At 63.5% G+C, this 24,264-nt stretch carries 29 protein-coding genes; 8 read left to right on the top strand and 21 right to left on the bottom strand.

The features are described 5' to 3' along the window. Positions 1 to 17: 17 nt before the first annotated feature. The 8 genes from ACIBK2_RS09165 to rpsH all read right to left on the bottom strand — a co-directional run bounded on the left by ACIBK2_RS09165 (position 18) and on the right by rpsH (position 4,755). Positions 18 to 575: an adenylate kinase gene (locus ACIBK2_RS09165; protein WP_396965269.1), complete on the bottom strand. Its 558-nt coding sequence runs from the start codon at positions 573 to 575 to the stop codon at positions 18 to 20. Next, positions 572 to 1,894, bottom strand: a complete 1,323-nt coding sequence (gene secY, locus ACIBK2_RS09160; protein WP_379286739.1) for a preprotein translocase subunit SecY — start codon at positions 1,892 to 1,894, stop codon at positions 572 to 574. Before secY ends, ACIBK2_RS09165 begins: the two co-directional genes overlap by 4 nt. Positions 1,895 to 2,077: 183 nt before the next feature. After that, a complete protein-coding gene (rplO, locus tag ACIBK2_RS09155; RefSeq protein ID WP_379286737.1) occupies positions 2,078 to 2,521 on the bottom strand; it encodes a 50S ribosomal protein L15 in 444 nt (147 codons plus the stop codon). A 1-nt stretch (position 2,522) separates the two neighbouring features. Continuing rightward, positions 2,523 to 2,702, bottom strand: a complete 180-nt coding sequence (gene rpmD, locus ACIBK2_RS09150; protein ID WP_396965266.1) for a 50S ribosomal protein L30 — start codon at positions 2,700 to 2,702, stop codon at positions 2,523 to 2,525. Further along, positions 2,702 to 3,364 (bottom strand): 30S ribosomal protein S5, encoded by a 663-nt coding sequence (gene rpsE / locus ACIBK2_RS09145; protein WP_379286735.1) that lies wholly within the window; start codon positions 3,362 to 3,364, stop codon positions 2,702 to 2,704. The genes rpmD and rpsE overlap by 1 nt, the downstream gene beginning before the upstream one ends. Before the next feature lie 28 nt (positions 3,365 to 3,392). Then, positions 3,393 to 3,800: a 50S ribosomal protein L18 gene (rplR, locus tag ACIBK2_RS09140; RefSeq protein ID WP_379286733.1), complete on the bottom strand. Its 408-nt coding sequence runs from the start codon at positions 3,798 to 3,800 to the stop codon at positions 3,393 to 3,395. Between the two features lie 2 nt (positions 3,801 to 3,802). Next, on the bottom strand, positions 3,803 to 4,342 hold the full coding sequence (gene rplF / locus ACIBK2_RS09135) for a 50S ribosomal protein L6 (RefSeq protein WP_396965264.1): 540 nt from the start codon (positions 4,340 to 4,342) through the stop codon (positions 3,803 to 3,805). Positions 4,343 to 4,356: 14 nt separating this feature from the next. Then, positions 4,357 to 4,755, bottom strand: a complete 399-nt coding sequence (gene rpsH / locus ACIBK2_RS09130) for a 30S ribosomal protein S8 (protein WP_069161946.1) — start codon at positions 4,753 to 4,755, stop codon at positions 4,357 to 4,359. A 322-nt stretch (positions 4,756 to 5,077) separates the two neighbouring features. On the opposite strand from rpsH, the gene ACIBK2_RS09125 reads away from it, so the two are divergent. Beyond that, positions 5,078 to 5,659, top strand: coding sequence for a Uma2 family endonuclease (locus ACIBK2_RS09125; RefSeq protein ID WP_396965261.1), 582 nt, complete (start codon positions 5,078 to 5,080; stop codon positions 5,657 to 5,659). 341 nt (positions 5,660 to 6,000) lie between these two features. Further along, entirely contained in the window at positions 6,001 to 6,564 is a 564-nt protein-coding gene (locus tag ACIBK2_RS09120; protein ID WP_396965259.1) for a DUF3916 domain-containing protein, read from the top strand. Positions 6,565 to 6,584: 20 nt separating this feature from the next. Here the strand turns inward: ACIBK2_RS09120 and ACIBK2_RS09115 are convergent, their stop codons facing one another. The 6 genes from ACIBK2_RS09115 to ACIBK2_RS09090 form a co-directional block, all read right to left on the bottom strand. After that, positions 6,585 to 7,205 (bottom strand): hypothetical protein, encoded by a 621-nt coding sequence (locus ACIBK2_RS09115; RefSeq protein ID WP_396965257.1) that lies wholly within the window; start codon positions 7,203 to 7,205, stop codon positions 6,585 to 6,587. 35 nt (positions 7,206 to 7,240) lie between these two features. Beyond that, complete coding sequence (locus ACIBK2_RS09110; protein WP_396965255.1) at positions 7,241 to 7,594, bottom strand: DUF6086 family protein; 354 nt, start codon at positions 7,592 to 7,594, stop codon at positions 7,241 to 7,243. A gap of 229 nt (positions 7,595 to 7,823) precedes the next feature. Next, positions 7,824 to 8,180, bottom strand: a complete 357-nt coding sequence (locus ACIBK2_RS09105; protein ID WP_396965253.1) for a hypothetical protein — start codon at positions 8,178 to 8,180, stop codon at positions 7,824 to 7,826. Between the two features lie 12 nt (positions 8,181 to 8,192). Further along, a complete protein-coding gene (locus ACIBK2_RS09100; protein ID WP_396965251.1) occupies positions 8,193 to 9,557 on the bottom strand; it encodes a hypothetical protein in 1,365 nt (454 codons plus the stop codon). Next, positions 9,554 to 9,856, bottom strand: a complete 303-nt coding sequence (locus ACIBK2_RS09095; protein WP_396965249.1) for a WXG100 family type VII secretion target — start codon at positions 9,854 to 9,856, stop codon at positions 9,554 to 9,556. Before ACIBK2_RS09095 ends, ACIBK2_RS09100 begins: the two co-directional genes overlap by 4 nt. Positions 9,857 to 9,871: 15 nt before the next feature. After that, positions 9,872 to 10,183 (bottom strand): WXG100 family type VII secretion target, encoded by a 312-nt coding sequence (locus ACIBK2_RS09090; protein WP_396965247.1) that lies wholly within the window; start codon positions 10,181 to 10,183, stop codon positions 9,872 to 9,874. 136 nt (positions 10,184 to 10,319) lie between these two features. Here ACIBK2_RS09090 and ACIBK2_RS09085 point away from each other — a divergent pair, with 136 nt between their 5' ends. Then, the gene (locus ACIBK2_RS09085) at positions 10,320 to 10,973 is read left to right on the top strand and encodes a Uma2 family endonuclease (protein WP_396965245.1); all 654 of its coding nucleotides are present in this window, start codon (positions 10,320 to 10,322) and stop codon (positions 10,971 to 10,973) included. Positions 10,974 to 11,386: 413 nt separating this feature from the next. Further along, positions 11,387 to 11,575 (top strand): hypothetical protein, encoded by a 189-nt coding sequence (locus ACIBK2_RS09080; RefSeq protein ID WP_357386189.1) that lies wholly within the window; start codon positions 11,387 to 11,389, stop codon positions 11,573 to 11,575. Positions 11,576 to 11,680: 105 nt separating this feature from the next. Here ACIBK2_RS09080 and ACIBK2_RS09075 read toward each other — a convergent pair whose 3' ends face one another. From ACIBK2_RS09075 to rplN, 4 genes are read right to left on the bottom strand one after another with little or no spacing between them, the layout of a single operon-like run. After that, complete coding sequence (locus ACIBK2_RS09075) at positions 11,681 to 11,866, bottom strand: type Z 30S ribosomal protein S14 (protein ID WP_040731429.1); 186 nt, start codon at positions 11,864 to 11,866, stop codon at positions 11,681 to 11,683. A 2-nt stretch (positions 11,867 to 11,868) separates the two neighbouring features. Beyond that, positions 11,869 to 12,432 carry a 50S ribosomal protein L5 gene (gene rplE, locus ACIBK2_RS09070; protein WP_107654148.1) on the bottom strand — a complete coding sequence of 188 codons (564 nt, stop codon included), beginning with the start codon at positions 12,430 to 12,432 and terminating at the stop codon, positions 11,869 to 11,871. 1 nt (position 12,433) lies between these two features. Continuing rightward, positions 12,434 to 12,751, bottom strand: coding sequence for a 50S ribosomal protein L24 (rplX, locus tag ACIBK2_RS09065; protein WP_150404095.1), 318 nt, complete (start codon positions 12,749 to 12,751; stop codon positions 12,434 to 12,436). A gap of 1 nt (position 12,752) precedes the next feature. After that, positions 12,753 to 13,121, bottom strand: coding sequence for a 50S ribosomal protein L14 (gene rplN / locus ACIBK2_RS09060; RefSeq protein ID WP_107654146.1), 369 nt, complete (start codon positions 13,119 to 13,121; stop codon positions 12,753 to 12,755). A 334-nt stretch (positions 13,122 to 13,455) separates the two neighbouring features. Between rplN and ACIBK2_RS09055 the strand changes: the two genes are divergently transcribed. Both ACIBK2_RS09055 and ACIBK2_RS09050 read left to right on the top strand, forming a co-directional pair. Then, positions 13,456 to 15,498: a M13 family metallopeptidase gene (locus tag ACIBK2_RS09055; RefSeq protein ID WP_396965240.1), complete on the top strand. Its 2,043-nt coding sequence runs from the start codon at positions 13,456 to 13,458 to the stop codon at positions 15,496 to 15,498. A gap of 97 nt (positions 15,499 to 15,595) precedes the next feature. Further along, positions 15,596 to 17,635 carry a M13 family metallopeptidase gene (locus ACIBK2_RS09050; RefSeq protein ID WP_396965238.1) on the top strand — a complete coding sequence of 680 codons (2,040 nt, stop codon included), beginning with the start codon at positions 15,596 to 15,598 and terminating at the stop codon, positions 17,633 to 17,635. On the opposite strand, the gene ACIBK2_RS09045 is transcribed toward ACIBK2_RS09050, so the two are convergent. Both ACIBK2_RS09045 and ACIBK2_RS09040 read right to left on the bottom strand, forming a co-directional pair. Beyond that, positions 17,625 to 18,770 carry an MAB_1171c family putative transporter gene (locus tag ACIBK2_RS09045; RefSeq protein WP_396965236.1) on the bottom strand — a complete coding sequence of 382 codons (1,146 nt, stop codon included), beginning with the start codon at positions 18,768 to 18,770 and terminating at the stop codon, positions 17,625 to 17,627. The two genes, ACIBK2_RS09050 and ACIBK2_RS09045, sit on opposite strands and share 11 nt — an antisense overlap. A 60-nt stretch (positions 18,771 to 18,830) precedes the next feature. Further along, complete coding sequence (locus ACIBK2_RS09040) at positions 18,831 to 20,609, bottom strand: MFS transporter (RefSeq protein ID WP_396965893.1); 1,779 nt, start codon at positions 20,607 to 20,609, stop codon at positions 18,831 to 18,833. A 162-nt stretch (positions 20,610 to 20,771) separates the two neighbouring features. Here ACIBK2_RS09040 and ACIBK2_RS09035 point away from each other — a divergent pair, with 162 nt between their 5' ends. Then, on the top strand, positions 20,772 to 21,752 hold the full coding sequence (locus tag ACIBK2_RS09035) for an ABC transporter substrate-binding protein (RefSeq protein ID WP_396965234.1): 981 nt from the start codon (positions 20,772 to 20,774) through the stop codon (positions 21,750 to 21,752). A gap of 42 nt (positions 21,753 to 21,794) precedes the next feature. Beyond that, positions 21,795 to 23,156 carry a SagB family peptide dehydrogenase gene (locus ACIBK2_RS09030; RefSeq protein WP_396965232.1) on the top strand — a complete coding sequence of 454 codons (1,362 nt, stop codon included), beginning with the start codon at positions 21,795 to 21,797 and terminating at the stop codon, positions 23,154 to 23,156. Here ACIBK2_RS09030 and ACIBK2_RS09025 read toward each other — a convergent pair. Continuing rightward, positions 23,125 to 24,219: an MAB_1171c family putative transporter gene (locus ACIBK2_RS09025; RefSeq protein ID WP_396965230.1), complete on the bottom strand. Its 1,095-nt coding sequence runs from the start codon at positions 24,217 to 24,219 to the stop codon at positions 23,125 to 23,127. The genes ACIBK2_RS09030 and ACIBK2_RS09025 overlap by 32 nt on opposite strands. Between the last annotated feature and the right edge of the window lie 45 nt (positions 24,220 to 24,264).

Here is a 24,264-nt window from a genome sequence, read left to right as displayed (position 1 = left end):
GCCCGTCGTGAACAGCATCAGCGGCCCAGGGCCTGCAGCACGCGGCCGTGCACCTCGTCGATGGTGCCGACGGCGTCCACCGGGACGACGATCCCGTCGTAGTGCTCGAGCAGCGGCGCGGTCTCGTCGCGATAGACCACCATCCGGTTGTGGATGACCTCCGCGTTGTCGTCGCTGCGCCCGCTGGTGCGACCGCGGTCGACCAAGCGCTCGATCAGAATCTCTTCCGGCACATCGAAGCTCAGCACCGCGTCGAGCTTCTTGTCCATCTCGGCGAGGATCTTCTCCAGCGCGTCGGCCTGGTCGACCGTGCGCGGGTAGCCGTCGAGCACGAAGCCGTTCGCGGCGTCGGTCTCGTTGACCCGCGCCTCGACCATGCGGTTGGTGACATCGCTCGGCACCAGATCGCCGGCATCCATGTACTTCTGTGCTTCGCGGCCGAGCAGCGTCTGCTGGCTGATGTTCGCGCGGAACAGATCCCCGGTGGAGATGTGCGGAACGCCCAGTTTTTCCGAAAGCAGGACGGCCTGAGTGCCCTTGCCGGCACCCGGCGGACCGAGCAGTACAACTCTCACTTGAGGAACCCTTCGTAATTTCGATTCATCAGCTGACTTTCGATCTGCTTCACCGTGTCCAGGCCGACGCTCACCATGATCAGCACCGCGGTGCCGCCGAACGGGAGGTTCTGACCGTTACCGGAAGCGCCGATATCGAGGAAAAGATTCGGCAGGACAGCGACAAGACCGAGGTAGACCGAGCCGGGGAGGGTGATGCGACTCAGCACATGGTTGAGGTAATCCGCGGTGGGCTTGCCGGGGCGGTACCCCGGGATGAAGCCACCGAACTTCTTCATCTCGTCCGCGCGTTCCTCCGGGTTGAAGGTGATCGCGACGTAGAAGTAGGTGAAGAACACGATCAGACCGAAGTAGATCGCGATGTAGACCGGGTTGCCCGGGTTCACCAGGTACTTGGCGATGATGTCTTGCCACCAGCTCGGATTCGGGTTGTTCTTCGAGGAGGTGAGCTGGGAAACCAGGTTGGGCAGGTACAGCAGCGAGGACGCGAAGATGACCGGGATGACGCCGGCCTGGTTGACCTTCAGCGGTAGATAGGTCGAGGAGCCGCCGTACATCTTCCGGCCGACCACGCGTTTGGCGTACTGCACCGGAATTCGGCGCTGGCCCTGCTCGACGAAGATGACCGCAGTGATGATCGCGAAGGCGGCGACACACACCAGGCCGAACACCAGACCGCCACGGCTGTCCAGGATGGATTTGCCCTCGGTGGGGATGCGCGCGGCGATACCGGCGAAGATCAGCAGCGACATGCCGTTGCCGACACCGCGCTCGGTGATCTGCTCGCCGAACCACATCACCAGGGCCGCACCGGCGGTCATCACCAGCACGATGATGATCATGCCGAAGATGCCGTTGTCGGCGATGATGTCCTTGTCACAGCCCTGCAGCAGCTGCTTGCGGGAGGCGAGCGCGACCAGACCGGTTGCCTGCAGGATCGCCAGCGCGATCGACAGGTACCTGGTGTACTGCGTCATCTTGTTCTGGCCGGACTGGCCTTCCTTGCGCAGTTCCTCGAACCGCGGGATGACGACGGTCAGCAGCTGGATGATGATGCTCGCGGTGATGTACGGCATGATGCCGATCGCGAACACCGACAGCTGCAGCAACGCTCCACCGGAGAACAGGTTGATCAGCTGGTAGATACCACCGGAATCACCGCCGGATACCTGCTTGATGCAGTCCTGGACGGCCCGGTAATCGACGCCGGGGGACGGCAGCGCGGCACCCAGACGGTACAACGCGATCAACCCCAGCGTGAAGAGAATCTTCCGCCGTAAGTCCGGAGTCCGGAAGGCCGATACGAAGGCGGAAAGCACAGATCCTCCTGGCGAACGACATGGTGGTCAGGACATGGGAATTCAAGCAATACCCCAGATCCGACGATGCGGCATCTGGGGACGCTGAAAACCATGACGAGGCTTGGCAGACAACAACTTGAACTCTAACAGTGGCACCGGACGAGCTTTCACTCGTCCGGTGCCATTGACTGCAGAGTACCGTCAGCCCAGCTCGGTGACAGAGCCACCGGCCGCAGTGATCTTTTCCTTGGCCGCGCCGGTCACCTTGTCGACGGTCACCTGGACCGCGACGCCGATCTCGCCGTCGCCGAGGACCTTCACCAGCTGGTTCTTGCGAACCGCACCGGCCGCCACGAGCTCGGCCTTGCCGATCTCGCCGCCCTCGGGGAAGAGCTTGGCGATGACGCCGACGTTCACGACCTGGTATTCCGTGCGGAATCGGTTCGTGAAGCCCTTGAGCTTGGGCAGCCGCATGTGCAGCGGCATCTGCCCACCCTCGAAGGAGGCGGGGACGTTCTTGCGTGCCTTGGTGCCCTTGGTACCACGGCCCGCGGTCTTACCCTTGGAACCCTCACCACGGCCGACCCGAGTCTTCTCGGTCTTGGCACCGGGCGCGGGACGCAGGTGATGCAACTTGATGGTCATGTCAGACCTCCTCAACTGTCACGAGGTGGCGCACGACGTTGATGAGTCCCCGGTTCTGCGAGTTGTCCTCGCGAACCACGGTCTGCCGGATCTTGCGCAGACCGAGCGTGCGCATACTGTCACGCTGGTTCTTCTTGGCGCCGATCGTGCTCTTGATCTGGGTCACCTTGAGATCTGCCATTACCTGGCACCTCCCGCAGCCTGGGCGCGCGCACGCAGCATGCCCGCAGGGGCAACGTCCTCGAGCGGCAGGCCACGGCGAGCCGCGACCTCTTCCGGACGCTGCAGCATCTTGAGCGCCGCAACGGTCGCGTGCACGACGTTGATGGCGTTGTCGCTACCGAGCGACTTCGCCAGGATGTCATGGATGCCAGCGCATTCCAGCACGGCACGAGCCGCACCACCGGCGATCACACCGGTACCGGGCGAGGCCGGACGCAGCATGACGACACCGGCCGCCGCCTCACCCTGAACCGGGTGGACGATGGTGGAGCCGATCATCGGGACGCGGAAGAAGCTCTTGCGAGCCTCCTCGACACCCTTCTGGATGGCCGCCGGAACTTCCTTGGCCTTGCCGTAGCCGACGCCGACCAGACCGTTGCCGTCACCGACGATCACGAGGGCGGTGAAGCTGAAGCGACGACCACCCTTCACGACCTTGGAGACGCGGTTGATCGCGACGACGCGCTCGAGCTGGTTCTTCTCGGCCTGCTGGTCGCGACGGTCGTTGCCACCGCGGCGGTCGCGGCCGCCACCACGCTGGTTGTCGGCACCGCCACCGGCGGCACCATTCTGCTGTCCGGCGGGTCCGCTGCCGCCGTCACGCCGTTGACGTCCCGGCATCAGACGTTCCTTCCGTTGGTCTTGATCATCAGAACTTCAACCCACCTTCGCGAGCAGCGTCGGCGAGCGCCGCGATGCGGCCGTGGTAGTCGTGACCACCACGGTCGAACACGACGGCCTCGACGCCGGCAGCCTTGGCACGCGCGGCCAGCAGTTCGCCGACCTTCTTGCCCTTGGCCGACTTGTCGCCGTCCAGCGCACGCACGTCGGCCTCGATCGAGGACGCGGCGGCGATGGTCTGGCCGATCGAATCGTCGATCAGCTGCGCGTGCAGGTGCCGCGAGGAGCGGTTGACCACCAGGCGCGGACGCTCGGTGGTGCCTTCGACCTTCTTGCGCAGGCGGAAGTGACGGCGGGTCTTCGACAGACGACGCGTCGTGGACGCGTCCTTGCCACGCGGCTTGCGCTTGGCGATCTGGTTTTCGGTTTGCGCCATGATCACTTACCCGTCTTTCCGACCTTGCGGCGAACGACCTCGCCGGCGTAGCGGATGCCCTTGCCCTTGTACGGGTCGGGCTTGCGCAGTCCGTGGATCACAGCGGAGATCTGGCCGACCGCCTGCTTGTCGATACCGGACACGGAGAACTTGGTGGGCGATTCCACCGCGAAGGTGATGCCCGCCGGGGCCTCGATCGGCACCGGGTGGCTGTAGCCGAGGGCGAACTCCAGGTTCGAGCCCTTGGCCTGCACGCGGTAACCGACACCGAAGATTTCCATCTTCTTCTCGTAACCCTTGGTCACGCCTTCGACCATGTTGGAGACGAGGGTGCGGGTCAGGCCGTGCAGCGAGCGGTTCTGGCGCTCGTCGTTCGGGCGAACGACCTCGAGCTGGCCGTCTTCACCCTTGCTGATGGTGATCGGCTCGGCGACGGTCAGCGTCAGGGTGCCCTTGGGACCCTTCACCGAGACGTCCTGGCCGTCGATGGTGATCTCGACACCGGCCGGGATTGCGATGGGCTTCTTGCCAATACGCGACATTTGTCTACCTCCCCTTACCAGACGTAGGCGAGGACTTCCCCGCCTACACCTTGCTTGGCCGCCTGGCGATCCGTGAGCAGACCGGTCGACGTGGAGATGATCGCCACGCCGAGGCCGCCCAGGACCTTGGGCAGGTTGGTGGACTTCGCGTACACACGCAGACCCGGCTTCGAGACGCGGCGCAGGCCCTGCAGGCTGCGCTCACGGCTGGGGCCGTACTTGAGGTCGACAACGAGGGCCTTGCCCACGGTCGCGTCCTCGGTCCGGTAATCGGCGATGTAGCCCTCGCGCTTGAGGATCTCGGCGATGTTCGCCTTGAGCTTCGAGTGCGGAGCCTTCACCTGATCGTGGTACGCCGAGTTGGCGTTGCGCAGACGAGTCAAGAAGTCCGCGATCGGATCAGTCATGGTCATGGTTAGACCTCGACACCTTTCTCGCTACGGTTCCCATGCAACATCAGCGAGCACAAGGCATGCCGATCGTGGGCCTACAGCAATTGGGCTGGTCCGGTCGACGCTTGCCGACCGGATGAGTTCTCAAAATGAGTTCTCGGTGCCAGGGCGGGCCGCAGGAGTCCGGCCAGTCACTGCACACAGACCTGCGGACACAGAGGTGCCCAGGCAACCGGTCTAGTGTAGACAACCCCCAGCTGACGGCCAAATCCGGGGCGTTCGATGGCTACGATGCCGCCACTACGCAGCTCCGACGGAGGACCGACTGGGTACGCTGCCAAGTATGACCATCGACGTGTCGGCCGGCCTGCCGCACGAGATGACCGAGGAGGAGTACCGCAGCCTGCCCGAGGACATCTCGCGCGAGATCGAGGTTGTGCACGGGCATGTGATCGTCTGCGAATCACCGGTACCGGAGCACAATCGGGTCGCCCGTAGACTCGCCGGCGCCATGGAGCAGTTGCCGAGTACCGAACCATGCGTGCGCGTCGAAACTGATATCGACGTTGTCCTTTGGCGGGTACCGAAGTTCACATTCCGCCGACCGGATGTGATGGTTTACCGCTGTCTGCCAGAACGCGGCGCGAAGCCGGAGGCAGGCGATGCGCTGATCGTCATCGAGGTTTCGTCACCGTCTACCGCGGCCGAGGATCTGCTCGACAAAAAGGTTCAGTATGCCCGCGCAGGCATTCCGGCGTATCTGGTCGTTTCTCTCGACACCAAGTACGACATCGAAGAGGTCCGCGAGTTCCGACTCGACGCGCACGCCGCCGAGTATCGACTACACCGGCTGCATCGCGAAGGTTTCCTCGAACTCGAGCATGTCGTGCTCGGTGAGATCAGCTTCGCCGACCTGACCCGATAGCCGCGCGGCTCGGCCTCCGAGCGCATCTCGGGACCATCCGGCTCGTCGCATATATTTGCACCGATCAAATATATTTGCACCGATCAAATCGGTCGACCTGTTCTACGCAAATTTATGCATAAACGATCCAATATCGTTCGGCTCCATAGGCCGAGCACAGGCATCCGAACTGCGCATGATCACGCCTCAGCAAGCCAGCTTGCTGCTACGTCGAATGACCCACGCCGGCATGCTGGTACATGTCGGCGAGCGGAACAGCGCGGTACACAGCACCGCCCCGGCAGCAGTGATCTGACCATCTGCCCACCCACGGCTCCTCGAAAGGATCGGACTCCGCACAGATGCGTCGACTCGACCTGAATCCGGACAAGAAGCTCCGTAACCCCGGACGTCACCTGCGCCAACTCGCGCAGTGGCCGGAGTGGATCGCCGACCAGATCCCCGACGCGGACATCCTCGCCGACCGTCGCTACTGGAACTTCAAGATTCCGGTCTTCAACAAGCTGGTCGATTCACCGCAAACAACCAACGCGATCCGCAAGACCTGCCTCGCTACCGTGTTCGCCGCGGCCGAAGCAGTCGAACAATCCTCACGCCGCCCGCCCCACAGCCGCATCGCATGCCTGGTCAGCACACCCGATTTGTTCAGCTCCGAGGTAACCATCTTCCTGTCTGAGGACTACTTCAACGGATTCCGCCCGGTCTCGGAAACCCAACGCTTCACCTATTCAGGCGGCTGGGTCGAAACCTCCCCAGCAGAGCCCTCATCATTGAAACCGATTCGACCACCCGCACCAGCCGACCTCGATTTCCTAGGCGGAACACACTTCGTCGAATTCGACGAAGACTGGCCCGATCTACAGGTCACCAGAACCCTCTGGACCTGGACATACCCCTGCCATTAGGACATCAGCAGAGATAGGAGTCATTCGATCACGGAGACGTCGAGTGCGAACCATTCGTGCGGCAACCCGGCTTTGAAACTCAAGTCCACCTGTTCATACGTCATCACAAGGGGATGCGAGAATCGGATCGCATCAATTTCTCCGAGGTGACCGCGATCGACGACTTCATCATCGACATAGAGGGATATATCCGAATAATCGAGCGTCGGATCCTTCTTCTCGAGCCGGACACGAGGACTGAGACCTTCTCGGTACCATCTTGTGCCTGGCGCCATTGCACGAAGCTCTCCGATATACGGCACCCCTCCCATCAGGCACAGTAGATACTTTTCCATATCCACAAAGCTGCGAAGTACGCCAACGGGGCTGGGAAGATCTCGCTCGACTTTCGCAACAAGCCACCCATCCTTTGCCTGCGCAGTAACCCACTCCAGGCCGCCGATGTCGAGGCACAGTCGATCGTCATTGAATCGCGGTGGATTGGCGAGCCAGAATTCATACTCCGTGCAAGCACCGGCGACTCGACCTCGACCCACGAACTCTCCTCGGCTCCGCATCGCCGCAGCCTGCCACTCGTACCAGCTGCGCACCCCCCTCCGCGTTTCCGGCCAAAAAGCACGAAGGTCAATCACCGAATTCATCGAATCACCAGCCTTCCCTGCCCCCTCAGCCCACTTCAGCAGGCCATCGATAACCCAAGCGCTCTACCGTAAAACTCCCGCTCTTCATCAGTGTCGGGGCGAATTTCCTTGCCACCACGCTCCAGGATCACAATGGACGGTGCGAGGACACCCCCGATCAGAGCTTTGAACGCCTGATGCCCGCTCGCGAAGTATGTTTCATACATTATCTTTATGAGTTCCTCAAAGGCGTCGATATCAATGTCCCACATATCGGCAGAAAGTGCGTTGAGCCCAGTGGGCGCACCCAAAACAGCTCCGACATCCCGAAGCATCCGGACGTACAGCTCGCCCACCCGCAGTGACGGGCTCCAGACCGTCTTACCATCGACATCGAAGACATAGCTCATCGCATCTACTTCCCACCTAGCGAATCGACCAATCTCCCCGGGCCTGCGACATACATCTGCCGCCACCTCGTTTGCCGCGAGCGACGCGGGAAAGAACAGGTCGGTTCCTACAAAAGCTTCCTGCACTCCTGCCCAGCACCTCTAGGAATACCAGCTCAATACAGATCGAAGACAGTTTCGGAGATCAGCATATTGAGTCCACAATATTCTCGAGATTTCTCGCTGTCGCTCAAATCTCGGCAAGCTGTCTCTTCAGATCGAAAACCAGCAGACCTGCGTAGCCGCCATCCTTTGCCAAGCCCTGAAGGAGCGAGCGCGCTGCGGATTCTTCTCGACCCTTGTCAGAGTCCAGGTCGCGGACTGTGATCAGGATGGGGAACCTCGAGAATTCGATACCATAATCGTCCTCGTATGCGTGTGAAGACTCAACCTCGATAACAGAAGAGTCCGTCACTGCACGATATAACATAACGGCATTCGACGATGACTCAGAGGCGAGTTCGGCCCCGACAGCTTCGCCGACATCTTCGATCACTTCATCGAACGGCTTTGCGGTCTTCAGAAATATTTCATGGTAGGCACTCACGGGAAGTCCTTCCTATGGCCAATTGATCTCCCAGCCGTCTCCAACAATTCGAACACCCTTCATCTTGCCAGGACTGGCACCCAAGAATCTATTCAACCCACGCTGAGCTTCTTCCTGCGAGATCCCACTTGCTCGTGCATCGATAATAGCGTGCTCAGCTTGGCCGCCCGCACTGTTCAGGGCGTTCTTAACGGATACATTCGACGCACCCTCGTCCAGTGACTTGAATTCCGTCGGCACTCCATCAACAGTAGAATCAGGAGTCCGATTTGCGCCTTCCTTGACGGACTTTACATCTTTTCCTTCGTCTGCCAACAGATCAGCAATCTTTCTCTCCTCCGGAGAGAATACCTTCTCCGTTTCATCGATTTTGCCGCGACTTTTGGGAAGCTTTCCAAAGCCATCGCCCTTCTTTCCTAACCGGTCGCGTAGGTCTTTGACGGCCTGCCTGCCCTTTGCGAGGGTGGTCTTCGCGTCCTCGGCGAGTCCCTTGAGCTGCAGGACTTTGCGCGCTCGCCAGGCGGAGACGGCTTCTTTGATCTTCACAGCCCATTTGCGGGCCGATTCTGCGGCTTTGGCGCCGGCGATCAGGCCGCCGACGCCGGTTAGGCAGGAGGCTATGACGATGACTGCCACGTTGATTGCGGCTTCCTCGATGATGGATTCGATGAAACCCTTGATCTCGTTGCGGAGTTCGACGATCGACTCTTTGTAGTCGAGGCAGGTTTTGCTGATCTGGGTGCAGGTGGTGAGGAGTTGGCCGATGGATGTTTCCAGGGTTTTCAGGTCTTCGCGGACCTGGACTGCGTCCTTGGAGGTGACGTCGTCGAAGAGGCTGGCGGCGATGGTGATTTTGTCTTTGGCGTTGGTGTTTTGGTAGATCGTGCCGAGGCAGTCCCAGGCGTCGGCAGCCTTGGTCAGAGTGTCGGTGTTGCCGTCTGGGAGTGGGCAATTGATGGCGTCGAGTACTTCGATCGACGTTTTCGCCAGGCCTTGCGGAGTTCCGCCCGCTGCTGATGCCGGGAGTGCGTAGGGCCCGAACGTCACTGTCGATGCGGCGTCGGCCGGTCTGTCCGGCTGTGCTGTGCCTTTCAGCGAGGCATCGGATTTGGCGTGTTCGAAACCCAGGTCGTTGAGGGCGGTGCCGTAGGCGCGCAGGGTGGAAAAGGTTTGGTCGAAGAACGAGACGGCGTCGCGGGCGGACTCGTCATAAGAGCTCGCCCAGGCGCGGCCGTCTTCGTCTCGGCCCGCCATCTGCCCGCAGCTGTTGAGTTCGCCGAAGACGTATTTGAAGCTGTCGTTCAGTGCGGCGGCGGCATCGAAACAGTTGATCGCCGCCTGGTAGTAGACCTTCGGATCTACCTCGAGCTTGGTCATATGCCGAGAATCCGGAGGGTCTGGGATGCGGCGTTGATGTAGCTGTCATGGGCGGTCTTCAACGCTGCCTCCAGGGCCGCGAGCCCGTCCTGCATGTCGGTTACCCCCACTGCCCACTCCGTGTGCGCCTGGCTGTAGGCCACGGCTGCGGCGCCGACCCATACGCCCTCGACCTCCTTGGCTTTGGCCTCGAGCTGCGCCAGACGATCGGCCACCGCGGCCTTGTACGCGCGCATGCGTGCGGCCAACTCCTCGAGTTTGTCGAGGTCGACCGAAAATGCCGGCGTGTCAGCAGACATGAGTTCGGCCCCCGTTCAAGGGAGGTCCAGGGAGCTGAGGCCCGAGGCGAAGGACTGGTCGGTCGTACGGAGCGTTTCAGCAGTCACGCCCAGCTTTTCCGCCAGCTCGAGCAACGCATCCCACACCTGGTCCGCGCCTTCATGGAACTCGTCCCACGCGGCGGTAAATGCACCTGCGTTGTTCCCCGCCCAACTGTCGATCGTGACCTTGGTATCGGTAACCAGCGACGAATACCCGGACTTCAACTCTTCCGCGATCTGGTAGGCCAGGCGTCCCAACGCTTTCACCTCTTCGGGTTCGACCGATAGCGACGATGGATCTCCCATGGCCGACCAGCTCCTCTCGATGGTGACTCAACGTTGCTCCGTCCTTACTATGACGCACCAGACGCGGCCTCGGTTCCAGCGGATTCCGCGCACGACGAGGGTCTCGGCAGCTGCTGGTCAAGGCTAGGATTGGATCATGTCGCTGCCGCGCATCGAACGGCCTGACCTCCCTGAGTACATGACCTGGGAGGAGCTAGAGCAACTGCCCGACGATATCGCCGGGCAGATCGAGCTGTGGGAAGGGCGGGTTGTCTGGCTACGACGGGGACCGGCCGAACACCAGGCGTTTACGTTCGCGTTGACCAGCGCCCTCAAGCGATGCGCGCGTTCGGAGACGACGGAGCGGCCACAGCACTGCTGGCGCGCCGACTTCGAGACCAACGTGTTCTTCGGCCAATCTGGTAAGTCTGACTTCGTCACGCCCGATTTCCTGGTCTACCGGTGTCTCGACGCCCCTTACCAGGACATACGCGCACAAGACGTCGTCGTTGCAGGTGAGGTGCTGTCTCCGTCGAACAGTCAGACCGATATGGACGAGAAGAAGGCGCGATACGCCAGGGCTGGCATTCCCTGGTATTGGGAAGTAACGCTGGAGCGCGAAAAGAGTGCGATCGCTATGGTTCGTGCTTTTGCTCTGGAGACGAACCACGGCGACCTCCCCGCCGGAGTGCATCCGCTTTACCCAGCCAACTACCTGCTGACCGGCAAATGGACACCGAAAGACACCGCAGGGATCGATATCGAGTTCCCCTTCCCAATCCACATCCCTTGGTCTGAGCTCGACTTCTGAACTGCCGCAACATATCTGGAACACGCAAGGGCAGGGCCTCCAGTGGAGGCCGTGCCCTTGTGCAATCAAGTTCTTGGATCGGACTCAACCAGCTCACCAGGTTCATCGCTCGCTGGGGGCCAGGATGGGTCCCGAATCCGGCGGCAATTATGCAGCACATTGGATGCAACAATGCCGCAATGTGGCTTTACACGGGAGTTCTGCTGGGGCTTAGGCGACTTCGACGCGACCCAGCAACCTCGATAGGACATCTCAGCGAACGTCACGTGACCTCTATTGGGCGGGTGGCAGAGCTGCACATACTACGTAGGTGCTCGCGACGGGCGTAACACTCCGGACGCAGGTCACGGTGTACTAAGCGATACATCTGAAACATTGCCGAGGAGGATCCGCGGGTGAACGTCCTGGTCGAAATGACCGCTCTGACTCTGAGCCGCCCCACTGCCGAGGCCGGCGATATCGAGCGCGCGGCCTGGTACGAGGCCAAAGCCAATCTGCATACGTACCTCGCCGGACAAGGCGGCTCCGACGCCGCGCGGGAGACCGCCTTGGCGGTCAGCGCGCACCAGCGCTCGCTGGAACTGCTGGGCAGGCATAACTGACGAATTATCAACGGCGAGAACGCACAAAGGCACGGCCTCCAGTGGAGACCGTGCCTTTGTTCAGTTTTAAAGTCCTAGACGACTGCACTCACGAGGAGAGCAGGATCACCAGGAGCTCTTGTGCACGCCCGGCAGCTCACCGCGGTGCGCCATCTCGCGAAGGCAGACACGGCAGAGGCCGAACTTGCGGTAGACCGCGTGCGGGCGACCGCAACGCTGGCAGCGGGTGTAGGCGCGGACGGCGAACTTCGGCTTGGCCTCAGCCTTGATCCGCAGTGCTTTCTTGGCCATCGTCAGTTCTCCTTGAACGGGAAGCCGAGGTGCTTGAGCAGGGCGCGGCCCTCTTCGTTGTTCGTCGCGGTGGTCACGACGGTGATGTCCATACCGCGCGGACGGTCGATCGAGTCCACGTCGATCTCGTGGAACATCGACTGCTCGCTGAGGCCGAACGTGTAGTTGCCGTTGCCGTCGAACTGCTTCGGCGACAGGCCGCGGAAGTCGCGGATACGGGGCAGCGCGATGGAGACCAGGCGGTCCAGGAACTCCCACATGCGATCGCCACGCAGGGTGACCTTCGCGCCGATGGGCATGCCCTCACGCAGCTTGAACTGCGCGATCGACTTGGTCGCCTTGCGGATCTCCGGCTTCTGACCGGTGATCAGCTCGAGGTCCTTGACCGCGCCGTTGATCAGCTTCGCGTCGCGGGCGGCGTCGCCGACACCCATGTTCACGACAACCTTGACCACGCCGGGGATCTGCATCACGTTGGCGTAGTTGAACTCGCTGTTCAGCGCGTCCTTGATCTCGGCCCGGTAGCGCGCCTTCAGGCGCGGCTGGGTCTGCTCAGAGGTAGTCATGTCAGATGTCCTTCCCGTTGTTACGGGAGATCCGGACCCGCTTGCCGCTCTCCTCGTCGGTCCGGTAACCGACGCGGGTCGGCTTGCCATCGGAGTCGACGATCATCACGTTGGACACGTGGATCGGAGCTTCCTGGGTCACGATGCCGCCCGAAGAGGCACCACGCTGGTTGGTGGAGTTCGCGACGTGCTTCTTGATCCGGTTCACGCCCTCGACCAGGATCCGGTTGCGCTCCGGGTAGGCCTGAATGACCTTGCCCTTGGCGCCCTTGTCCTTACCCGAGATGACCAGAACGGTGTCGCCCTTGTGCACCTTCATGTCAGAGCACCTCCGGGGCCAGCGAAACGATCTTCATGAACTTCTTCTCGCGCAGCTCGCGGCCGACCGGGCCGAAGATGCGGGTGCCACGCGGGTCGTTGTCCGCCTTGATCAGCACGGCCGCGTTCTCGTCGAACTTGATGTAGGAACCGTCCGGGCGACGGCGCTCCTTGGTGGTGCGCACGATGACGGCCTTGACGACCTCACCCTTCTTGACGTTGCCACCGGGGACAGCGTCCTTCACGGTAGCGACGATGATGTCGCCGATACCGGCATAGCGACGCGACGAACCACCGAGAACGCGGATGCAAAGGATTTCCTTCGCGCCCGTGTTGTCGGCGACGCGCAGTCGCGACTCCTGCTGAATCACTTCAGCTCCTCCTGGACCTGGATGTATACGCACGCCGGATTGCCGACCCGACGGGCATGGTCAGTTGCCCTCCGGACGCGCGCCTGCCAGCGGTTTCGTGGCTCCGAATGTGCAACTCGAGAACCAACCACTGGGGGTTCACTGCCGAATTGCGGGCATAGCTCCCGCAGGCAACTGGTCCAGTGTAGGTGAACCCGCAGGTCGTCCCAAATCGGGCCCCTGGTTGAGACCCGCGTCTCCCCGGGCGCGCCATCGGGCGCCACTACCCTCGGGTCGAGCAAGATCAATATGGAGAAGCACCGTTCGGCTCGACCGTACCGAAAAGGGGATGCTCTTGAGTTCGTCCGCTCGTCTCGATCGCCGCGCCTTCCTGCTCGCCCTCGCGGCTGTGCCCGCCGCGGCGACGTTGGCGTCCTGCGCACAGGATTCGCAAGTCTCGAACGTCCGGCTCACCGGCGTCGACCTGGCCGGGGCGAACCCGGCGATCCGGCCGCAGGACGATCTCTACCGGCACGTCAACGGGAGTTGGCTGGCGCAGTATCAGCTGCCGCCGGACAAGTCGTCGTTCGGCACCTTCGACGAGGCGAACGACCGCACCGAGCAGCAGCTGCGCGGCATCGTCGAGGGCATCCGCAATCCGAAGGCAGGCTCGACCGAGCAGCAGATCCGCGATCTGTACGACGCCAGGCTCGATCGCGATGAGATCGAGCGGCTCGGCCTGGCACCGATCGCCGACCTGATCGCCGCGATCGACGGCGCGGCGACCAAGGCGGACCTGGCCCGGGTGATGGGTTCGCTGCCGATCTCGGGTCTGATCGGGCTGCAGGTCGTCGTCGATCAGAAGAACTCCAGCAACTACATCGCCATGATCAGCCAGTCGGGCATCGACGGCAATCTGGACGAGCAGTACTACCGCAAGCCCGAATACGCCGAGCAGATCGCCGCCTACCGGACCTATCTGGAGCACATCGGCGCGGGCGCGAACCTGCCCGATCCGGCGGGCACCGCGCAGCGGGTGCTCGACCTGGAGACCCGGATCGCGGCGGGCTACTGGGACAGCGTCCGCGACCGCGATCCCGACACCACCTACAACCTGCTCAGCTGGGCCGAATTGACCAAGCTGGCACCGCAATTCGACTGGGATCAGTGGCTGAAGGGCAGCACCGACCGGTCGCCGCAGCTGTTCGACAGCCTGGTGGTCCGGCAACCCTCCTTCGTCACGACCGCGGGCCAGCTGTGGGCCGACGTCGACATCGCGCAGTGGCGGGAGTACCTGCGCCTCGGTGTCGTCAAGGAGTTCGCGCCCTACCTGCCCAAGACCATCGCGGACGCCTCGTTCGAATTCGTCGACAAGACACTGCAGGGCAGTGATCAGCGCCAGGAGGCGTGGAAGGACGGCCTCGCGACGGTCAACCAGAACCTCGGCGAGCCGTTCGGCAAACTCTATGTGGCCCAGCACTTTCCGGCGAAGTCCAAGGATCGGGCCAAGGCGCTGGTGGCCGATCTGATGGCCGCGTACCGGCAGGACTTCACCAACTCCTCGTGGATGTCGTCGACGACCAAGACCGCGGCGCTCGCGAAGCTCGACAAGATCGTCGCGAAGATCGGGTACCCGGACAAGTGGATCGACTACTCCGGGGTGAAGATCACCAAGGGCAAGCTGGTCGAATCTGTGCGCGCCGTAAGGACTTTCGAGGTCGCTCGCGCCTTCAACAAGCTCGGTACGCCGGTCGACAAGACCGAATGGGGCTTCCCGCCGCAGACGGTGAACGCCATGTACGACCCGAACGCCAACCAGATCACCTTCCCCGCCGCCATCCTGCAGACGCCGTTCTTCGACGCCGACGCCGCGCCCGCGGTGAACTTCGGCGGCATCGGCGCGGTCATCGGCCATGAGATCGGGCACGGCTTCGACGATCAGGGCGCCAAGTACGACGGCGACGGCAACCGGCGCGACTGGTGGACCCCCGAGGACACGGCCGCGTTCGAGGCGAAGACCAAACAGCTCATCGCGCAGTACGACGCGCTGGTGCCCGAGGGCCTCGATCCGAGCAAGCACGTCAACGGCGCGCTGACCGTCGGCGAGAACCTCGCCGACCTGCGCGGCCTGCAGATCGCACTGGCCGCCTACCGCGCCGCCGCCGAGCGCGACGGCAAGCAGCCGGACCTCGAGACGGTGTTCCTGTCCTGGGCCAGGATCTGGCGGCAGCAGGCGACCAAGCAGAAGAAGGAGATGCTGCTCGCCAGGGACGTGCACGCGCCCAACGAGTTTCGCGGCAATCAGGTGGTCCGCAATATCGCGGAGTACTACAGCACGTTCGGCGTGGTGGCGGGCGACAAACTCTTCCTGGCTCCGGACCAGCGCGTCAGCCTCTGAGATGAACAGCCGAGTAGCGCGGCGGGCGGGTAGCCTCGGGCGAACTAATTGCGCCTGACGAGGATGCGGTGTGGCCGCATCGGGAGAGGAAATCCTCGTGACACGTCTCGGACAGCTGGACCGTCGTGCCTTCCTGATCGCGCTCGGGGTGGTGCCCGCCGCTGCCGCGCTGGCGTCCTGCTCGAGCGACACCAAAGAGGCGAGTAAACCGCTCACGGGCGTCGACATGGGTGGCGCGGACGAGGCGATCCGTCCGCAGGACGACCTGTACCGGTATGTCAACGGGAAGTGGCTGCGGGACTACCAGTTGCCGCCGGACAAGGTCTCCTACGGTTCGACGAGCGAGGCGGCCGAACGCACCGAGCAACAGTTGCGCGAGATCATCGACGGCATCAAGGATCCGAAGCCGGGCTCCGAGGAGCAGCAGATCCGCGACCTGTTCGACGCGAGGGTGGATTGGGACGAGATCGAGCGGCTCGGCATGACCCCGCTGGCCGAGCTGTTCGGCAAGATCGACGGCGCCGCGGCCAAGGCGGACCTGGCGAAGGTCATGGCCGAGCTGCCGATCTCCGGTCTGATCGGCATCGGCATCGGCACCGACCGGAAGAACTCGAACGCCTACATCCCGTCGGTCGGGCAGTCCGGACTCGGGCTCGGCGAGCAGTACTACCGCAAGCCCGAATACGCCGACGTGCTCGCGCAGTATCGAATCTTCCTGGGGCGCATCGCCGCCGGCGCGGGGCTGCCCGATCCGGAGGGCTTGGCGCAGCGCGTGTTCGACTTGGAGAAGCGAATCGCGCCCGCGCACTGGGACAACGTGCGCACCCGCGATACCGACGCGACCTACAACGTGTTCAAGTGGGCCGAGATGACCGCGCTGGCACCGACATTCGACTGGGACCCGTGGATGGCCGGGAACACCGACCGGCCGCGGTCGCTGTTCGAGACGATGGTGGTCGGCGAGCCGTCGTTCCTCACGGCGGCCGGGCAGTTGTGGACCGAGGTCGACATCGCCACGTGGCGTGACTATCTCAAGATCAGCGTGATTCGGGACTTCGCGCCGTATCTGCCCAAGGCCATCAACGACGCGAACTTCGAGTTCAAGGGCAAGGTGCTCAACGGCCAGGAGGAGCGTCCGGACCGCTGGAAGTACGGGGTCGGGATCGTCGACGACAAGTTGGGCGAGCAGCTCGGAAAAGTGTACGTGGACAAGTACTTTCCGCCCGAGGCCAAGCAGCGGGCCAAGGAAATGCTCGACGATGTGATCGCCGCGTATCGGGACAACTTCACCAACTCGACCTGGATGTCCCCGGCGACCAGGACGGCGTCGATCGCGAAGCTGGACAAGATCGATCCCAAGATCGGTTACCCGGACAAGTGGGTCGACTACTCGCAGATGAAGATCACCAGGGGCAAGCTGGTCGAATCACTGCTGTCCATCAATACTTTCGAGTCCAAGCGGGCGTTCGCCCGGCTCGGCACCCCGGTCGACAAGACCGAATGGGGGATGTCGCCGCAGACGGTGAATGCCTACTATTCGGCGACCTCCAACCAGATCGTGTTCCCCGCCGCGTATCTGCAGCCGCCGTTCTTCGACAAGGACGCCCAGCCCGCCGTCAACTTCGGCGCCGTCGGCTCGACCATCGGCCACGAGATCGGCCACGGCTTCGACGATCAGGGCTCCAAATACGACGGCGACGGCAACCGGCGGGATTGGTGGACGCCGGAGGACCGGGCCGCGTTCGAGGCCAAGACCAAGCAGCTCATCGATCAGTTCAACGTCCTGGTGCCGGAGGGTCTCGACCCGAGCCAGCACATCAACGGCGAACTCACCGTCGGCGAGAACCTCGCCGACCTGCGCGGCCTGCAGATCACGCTGGCGGCCTTCCGCATCTCGGAGAAGCGCCGTGGTGTCGACAACCCGGACTACAAGACCTTCTTTCTGTCCTGGGCCCGCAGTTGGCGGGAGAAGCAGACCAAAGCGCTGACGGTCCGCTACCTCGCCACCGACACCCACTCCCCCGCCGAATTCCGCTGCAACCAGGTGGTCCGCAACCTGGAGGAGTTCTACCGCACCTTCGACGTGAAGGACGGCGACAAACTCTTCATGCCGCAGGACCAGCGCGTCACCTTCTGATCCCTTCGACTTCCCGCACATCGTTTCGCACGCGATTCGGTGTGCGGGAAGTCTTGGCCGCAGCGAAGGCACGGGGCCATTCGCGCGACAAGGCAAGCAGGTTATCCAGTTCGGCGGCGCGATCTTCGGCAGGCGGATGAATGACACTGCGGGACTTGTCGTTTCGATGTGGCGCAGGAATACCGCGCCGTTTCAGCTCAGCGGCTTCGGTGATCCGCCGGGCATGGGCGCTGATCGTCTCGGCGCCGGGCGAATCGGTGTCGGGGGCAAACTGCCGCAAATGCAGTAAGGCATCGCCGATTTCGACAGTCATGCGGTACCGGCGGGCGGCGGAGTCTCGGTGCGCCGACGCCTCCGGGTGCAGCACCACCTCGGGGACGACGTCGGTGAGATCGCGCCATAGTGGGTGCAGACGGCGACACTGCCTGCCGGCCTGATCCAGTTCAGCCCAGACGACAACGGCATTGATCAACGGGATCGCGACCAACGCGGAAAGTAGCGCCATGCAGGCAAAAGATGCCGCGGCCGCGAACAGCCCCGGCCGTCCCGGTGACTCGCCGGCTATCTGTTTCAGGACCCCGTAGAACGCGCTGTCCGCGCAGTAGACGCCGAAGACCAGCAAGGCTGAGTAGGTCAGCTTTTCGCGCCTCGTCGGTGCCGCGGCACGGAGTTCACGAACGCAGGCACGGACGAGCAACACACTGCCCCACAGGCAGAAGACATAGACCGACACCCACGCCCCCCGCTCCCAGTCGACGAAGCGGTGTAGGTACAGACCGGTCTCCTCGGCGGCCGCGCAGATCAGCACGAAGAGTCCGAAAGACCCGGCGAACGTGTCGAACCGGCGCTGACGGCTGCGCGATGTCCGAGGATCGGCTCCGTCGAGTAGCGCGACGAACCCGAAGAAATTGGACAGCGATATCACGCCGATCGCGAGGAAAAGCCGCTGCCCGAAATCTGGGTAACCGAGGCCGGCGGCGCACGCGTACCCGAGAACCGAGCCGGTGTTCCAACTCAGGGATCGATTCACCAGGTGATCGATGGTCGTCTCGTTGACCAGCAACCACCGACCACCGAGGACGAGGCAGGTCAACAGGACGACGATCCCAGCGAGCAAGGGCGGCGCGGACTGCATTGTTGTGACAATAGGTGCCGCGCGCGCCCGCCTCGAACCGTTGGGTGGTGCGACCTCCGATCAGCGCGCGGGAACGGGCGCGGTGTGCGCGAGCTCCTTGGCCTCGGCCAGTTCGGACTGCTCGTCGTGCACGTACTTGTTGCCCGCGAAGAACGATGCGGCGGCGGCCAGGAACATCATGATCGCGGCAGCGACGAAGACGACGACCAAGCCGGTGTGGAATGGGCCGGTGAGCAAGTGCGGGAAGAACTCCTGGCCGGTGAGGGTGTCGGCGTTGACACCGGGTTTGGCCAATTCGCCTGTCGGGCCGAGCAATTCCTGGATCGGGTTGTAGCCGAGGAACGCCGCGAACATGCTGGCCACCGGGGGCAGACCGGCGACATCGGCGGCGGCGCCGGCGGAGACACCCTGGGCGCGCAGCCCGGCGTCCAGGGCCGACGGCAGGCTGGAGGCAAGGCCGACGACCATGAGGGAGAAGAAGATTCCCATGGACAGTGCGTTGCCGCCGTTGAACAGCGTGCCGCGCATACCCGAGGCCGCACCGCGTTGTGCTGCGGGCACGCTGGACATGATGGCTGCGGTGTTGGGCGAGAAGAACAGTCCGCTGCCGATGCCGTTGAGCAGGATGATCGCGGCGAACACCCAGTAGTTGAAGTCGACGGGCAGGATCAGCAGCAGCACGAAGGTGAGGCCCGCGATCAACGCACCACCGGTGGTGAACAGACGTGAACCGTAGCGGTCCGACAACCAGCCTGAAGCCGGTCCTGCCGCAAGGAATCCGACGGTCAATGGCAGGAGATAGATACCGGCCCACAGCGGCGTCGACTCGAAACTGAAGCCGTGCAACGGAAGCCAGATGCCTTGCAACCAGATGATCAACATGAACTGCATGCCGCCACGGCCGATGGAGACCATGAGGTTGCTGAAATTGCCGAGCCCGAAGGCGCGGTTGCGGAACAGGGCGAGATGGAACATCGGGTCCTCGACCTTGCTCTCCACCACACAGAACGCACCGAGTAGCGCGATACCACCGATCACCGCCCCGAGCACCCAGGGACTGGACCAGCCGGTGGCGTGGCCGCCGTAGGGCTGAATGCCATAGGTGATGCCGGTGAGCAGTGCGGTGAGCCCGAACCCGAAGGTGATCGTGCCCGCCCAGTCGACCTTGCCCACCGAACGGATGCCGACCTCGTGCAACGACCGGTACGACCAGAACGCGCCGAGCAGGCCGATCGGGACGCTGACCCAGAACACCGCGCGCCAATCCCATTCCGACAGCACGCCACCGATGAGCAGGCCGAGGAACGAACCCGCGACCGCCGCGACCATGTTGATGCCGAGCGCCGTGCCGCGCTGCTTGGCCGGGAACGCGTCGGTGAGGATGGCGGTGGCGTTGGCGGTCAGCATCGCGCCGCCGACACCTTGGACGACCCGCCAGATGATGATCCACATAGCACCCGCGCCACCGTGGAACGGATCGAAGGACAGCGCGAGCGCACAGAACGCGAAGACCGCGAAACCCATGTTGTACACGCGAACTCGGCCGAAGAGGTCGCCGAGCCTGCCGAACATGACGACCAGCACCGCCGTCGCGAGCAGGTAGCCCATCAACATCCACAGCAGGTACCCGACGTTGCCCGCGTCGAGCGGGTTCAGTCCGACGCCGCGGAAGATCGCGGGCAGCGAGATCAGCACGATCGACGAGTTGATCGCGGTGAGCAGCACCCCGAGCGTGGTGTTGGTCAGCACGATCCACTTGTAGTGCGGATGGTCCCGGTCGTAGCGCAACCTGCGGCGGATGGTCGAAACCTCGCCTAGATCGAGATCGGTGGATGGCATCGTCACGGCGTCCCCTCGCGAATGGTTATCTCCGCAAACTATATAATTAGCGGATCTAACCATCAAGAGGGGCTGGTCACCTCTAGGGCTAGATAGGTTAGCCTTGGCTGAATTGCTGGCAGGTATCTCGAGCCGGCGACAACTTCCTCGAAGGGGCAACTGATGAAGGCTGTTCGGATGTCACGCTGGGCGAGAGCGACGGTGGCCACCGTCGCCGCCGCGCTGACATTGGGTTTGGCAGCGTGCGGTTCATCGAGCGACGACGCCGGTTCCGGCGGCGAGTCGGTCACTATCACGCACGCGCGCGGCTCGACCACCGTGACCGGAACACCGAAGAAGATCGTCACCCTTGGCAGTCAGTGGCTCGACACCACATTGGCACTCGGGGTGCCCCCGGTCGGGTATGTGGACCAGATCGCGACGATGTCCAAGAGCACACCGCCGTGGCAGCCGAAGACACTGGAACCCGCTAAGGCCCTGGATCGAGTCGGGAATCTCGCCGAACAGGTGGCGGCGCTGGAGCCGGACCTCATCCTGGCCGATCCGTTCATCGCCGATCAGAAGACCTACGACGAGCTCTCCAAGGTGGCCCCGACCCTGCCCGCGCTCGGCAAGGACGCGGTAACGCCCTGGCAAGACCTGGTGACCACGCTCGGCAAGGTGCTGCACAAGGACGATGCCGCCACGAAGCTCATCGCCGACGTCGACAAGCAGATCGACAAGATCGCTCAGGCCAACCCTGGCCTCAAAGGCAAGACCTTCGCCAGCACCTGGTTGGCGAGCCCCACGCAACTCATGGTGCTCACCGATCCGAACGATGGCTCCAGCAAGCTGTTCCAGAAGCTGGGCATGGACATTCCGAAGGGGTTCGGCGAACTCCCCGGCAACCAGGGCGGACGGGTCGCGCTGTCGCCGGAACGGGTCGACCAGCTCACCGCCGACCTGCTGCTCGCGGGCTACTCCCCCGGCTTGGACGAAAAGTATCGGCAGTTGCCCGGATACGCCGACCTGCCTGCGGTGAAGAAGGGTTCGGTGGTGTTCCTCACCACCCAGGAAATCAGCGCGATCAACCAGCCGACCGCGCTGTCGGTGCCCTACACGCTGAACAAGCTGGAGCCGGCGTTCGCCGCCGCGGCGAAATAGGTAGCACCACCACATCGGATCGACAAGCGGAGGTCAGCGGTTTTGTCCGCCGTCACATATCCCGACCAGACCAGGTACGCACTGCGTGCGGGCGTCACCTGTCTGACGACATCGGCGGGCGCGACGCTGCTCCATCCGCCGCGCAACGAACAGCTGTCCGGACTCGGCCTCGGACAGCTGCAAGCGCTGCGAACGCTGAACCAGGGCCCGGCGACGGTGTCGCAACTGTCCGACGGATCGGGCACCGACGATGTCGCCGGGCTGATGGACCGGCTGACCGACGGCGGTTGGCTGTCGGTCACCGTGCGCGATGGCGGCCGCAACCTGTACAGCATCCAGCCGTTCGGACAGCCGCCACCTCGCCCCGCCACCAGGCTCCCGTGGCACGCGACGCTGTCGAAATTCGCTGTGCTGCACCGGGACTCGGACGGCTTCGTGCTCGAGCACCCGCTGTCCTGGTGCGACGTGCGGATCCATGACCCGAGGCTGCTCTCCCTGCTCGATGGTTTCGGCGCGGCCGAGTCGCCCCTGCACGTCTCGATCAAGTCGCAGTTGGCGGCCGATCTGCACTGGTGCGGGTTTCTGGTTGCCGATCCGGACGAGGAGGAGCGGGAGTTCGCCACTCGCAGTTGGCATGCCGCCGACCTGTGGTTTCACCGCCGCAGCACGCTCGGCGGACGCACTGCCGACATAGATCACCCCGACTCGCGGGCCGAGGACAGCTTCCCGCAGCCACCCGCGCGGAAGCCGAACTACTCCGGCGAACCGATTCCGCTCGCGACGCCCGACTTAGCAGTGCTGCGCGCCACCGACCCGACGCTGACGGTGGTGCTGGCCGACCGGCGGTCCACCCCCGCGTGCGATGACGCCAACCCGATCACCCGCGATCAACTGGCCGAGCTGCTGTATCGGACGGCCGATGTCCGAAGTGCCGGTGCGGTTTTGGCAGCTCGCCACCGCTCGTCGGGCGACAGCGTCGACGAACTCGAGTTCTACCCGATCGCGCGACATGTCGACGGACTCGCACCGGGCATGTACCACTACAACTCGTTCGACCACGTGCTCCGTCCGGTCGCCGACCTGGATTCACCTGCGGTGCAACGGCTTTTGGCCACCGCCTCGATAACTCTCGCTGACGGCGACGAACCACAACTGGTGTTGCTGCTCGCCGCGCGGTCGGGGCACATCACGCGGAGCTACGGGCAGGTGGCCTACGCCGACATCTTGAAACACGTCGGCGCCGTCTCACAGACCGTCTCCCTCATCGCGACAGCAATGGGACTCGGCGCGTACGCCGAAGGCCTCGGCGATCCTGCTGCCTTCGCCGCCGCGGCCGCCGTGGACGAGCTGACCGAATGCGCGGTCGGCAGCATCATCGTCGGCTCACCTGCACGCGACCGCTGACCAGATCGCGCGCCTTCGGCCAGTGGCGCGCCAGATCGAGCAGATAACCGAGCTCGGAAGTCATGTCGCGCGCTGATATCCGCTGAAAGTGCGACGGCGGGGCGCCCAGCGGAGTGATCCCCCGCGCTCGGGCACGCGCCGCGCGGGCGATCTGCGTGGCGTAGGTCTCGACGGACGACTCGGGCACATCATCGACGACCAGATGCGGCCTGAGGTGCATCAACGCGTCTCTGATCTCCACGGTCATCCGGTACAGCCGCGACTCGGGATCCCGGCCGAGTCCGATGTCCGCGGGCAGCACGACCTCGGGTACCGCCGTGGTGAGGTCCCGCCACAGCGGCTCCAGCCTGCGCAGGTTTCGCCCGGTCTGATCCCAGCCGGCACGCGCCAGGATTCCCTGCGCCAGCGGAACTACGGTCACGAGCGCGACCAGCACACAGAACAGGCACGATGCCCAGCTCCACTTGATCGATATGGTTCCGGGCGGCTTGCCGTCGAAGGCCTGCACCACCGTGAGAGCCGCGCCGACAAACCATCCGCTGGCCAGCACGAGCAGACCGATGTACGGAACCTGCTTCAACAACGAGGCTTCGACCCGGATGTCCCGCAGACAGGCCCGCGCGATGTGCACTCCGGCCACCAGCAGCGGCATATTGAACACCGTCCAACTGAGCACCGCCCGCACCCAGAAGCCCGCTCCACCAGTACCTTCCGGCGCACCAACGAGCACAACCGTGGTGCCGGCGAGCACCGCCGCGACGTTATAGATCCGCTGCCGATCGCGGACAGCGGCGGGATCGGCGCCGACGAAAAGCTTTGCCAGACTATACAAATTGGCGGCGGCCAGACCCGAGCAGAACAGGAAGAACTGAACCGCCAACTCGTCGTGACCGGCCGCGACGATGCTGTACTGCGTCACCGCGCCGATCGATACCCACAAGATCGCACGATTGACCAGCCGGGCGGCAGGCGAGCCGACGATGAGAATCCATCGGGCCAGCGTGACCCCGCACAGCACCGCGATCGCCGCGATGACGACCCACATCGGCGCGGGCGCTGTCATCGGCGCGGTCCGTCCGGACACGGTGCGGCGAAGATGTCGGTAGGC

The sequence above is a fragment of the Nocardia sp. NPDC050175 genome, assembly GCF_044459885.1.
In the GTDB taxonomy this organism is placed as follows: Bacteria; Actinomycetota; Actinomycetes; order Mycobacteriales; family Mycobacteriaceae; genus Nocardia.
The sequence above is the reverse complement of the archived record's forward strand: the minus strand, read 5'-3'. Positions and strand labels throughout refer to the sequence as shown.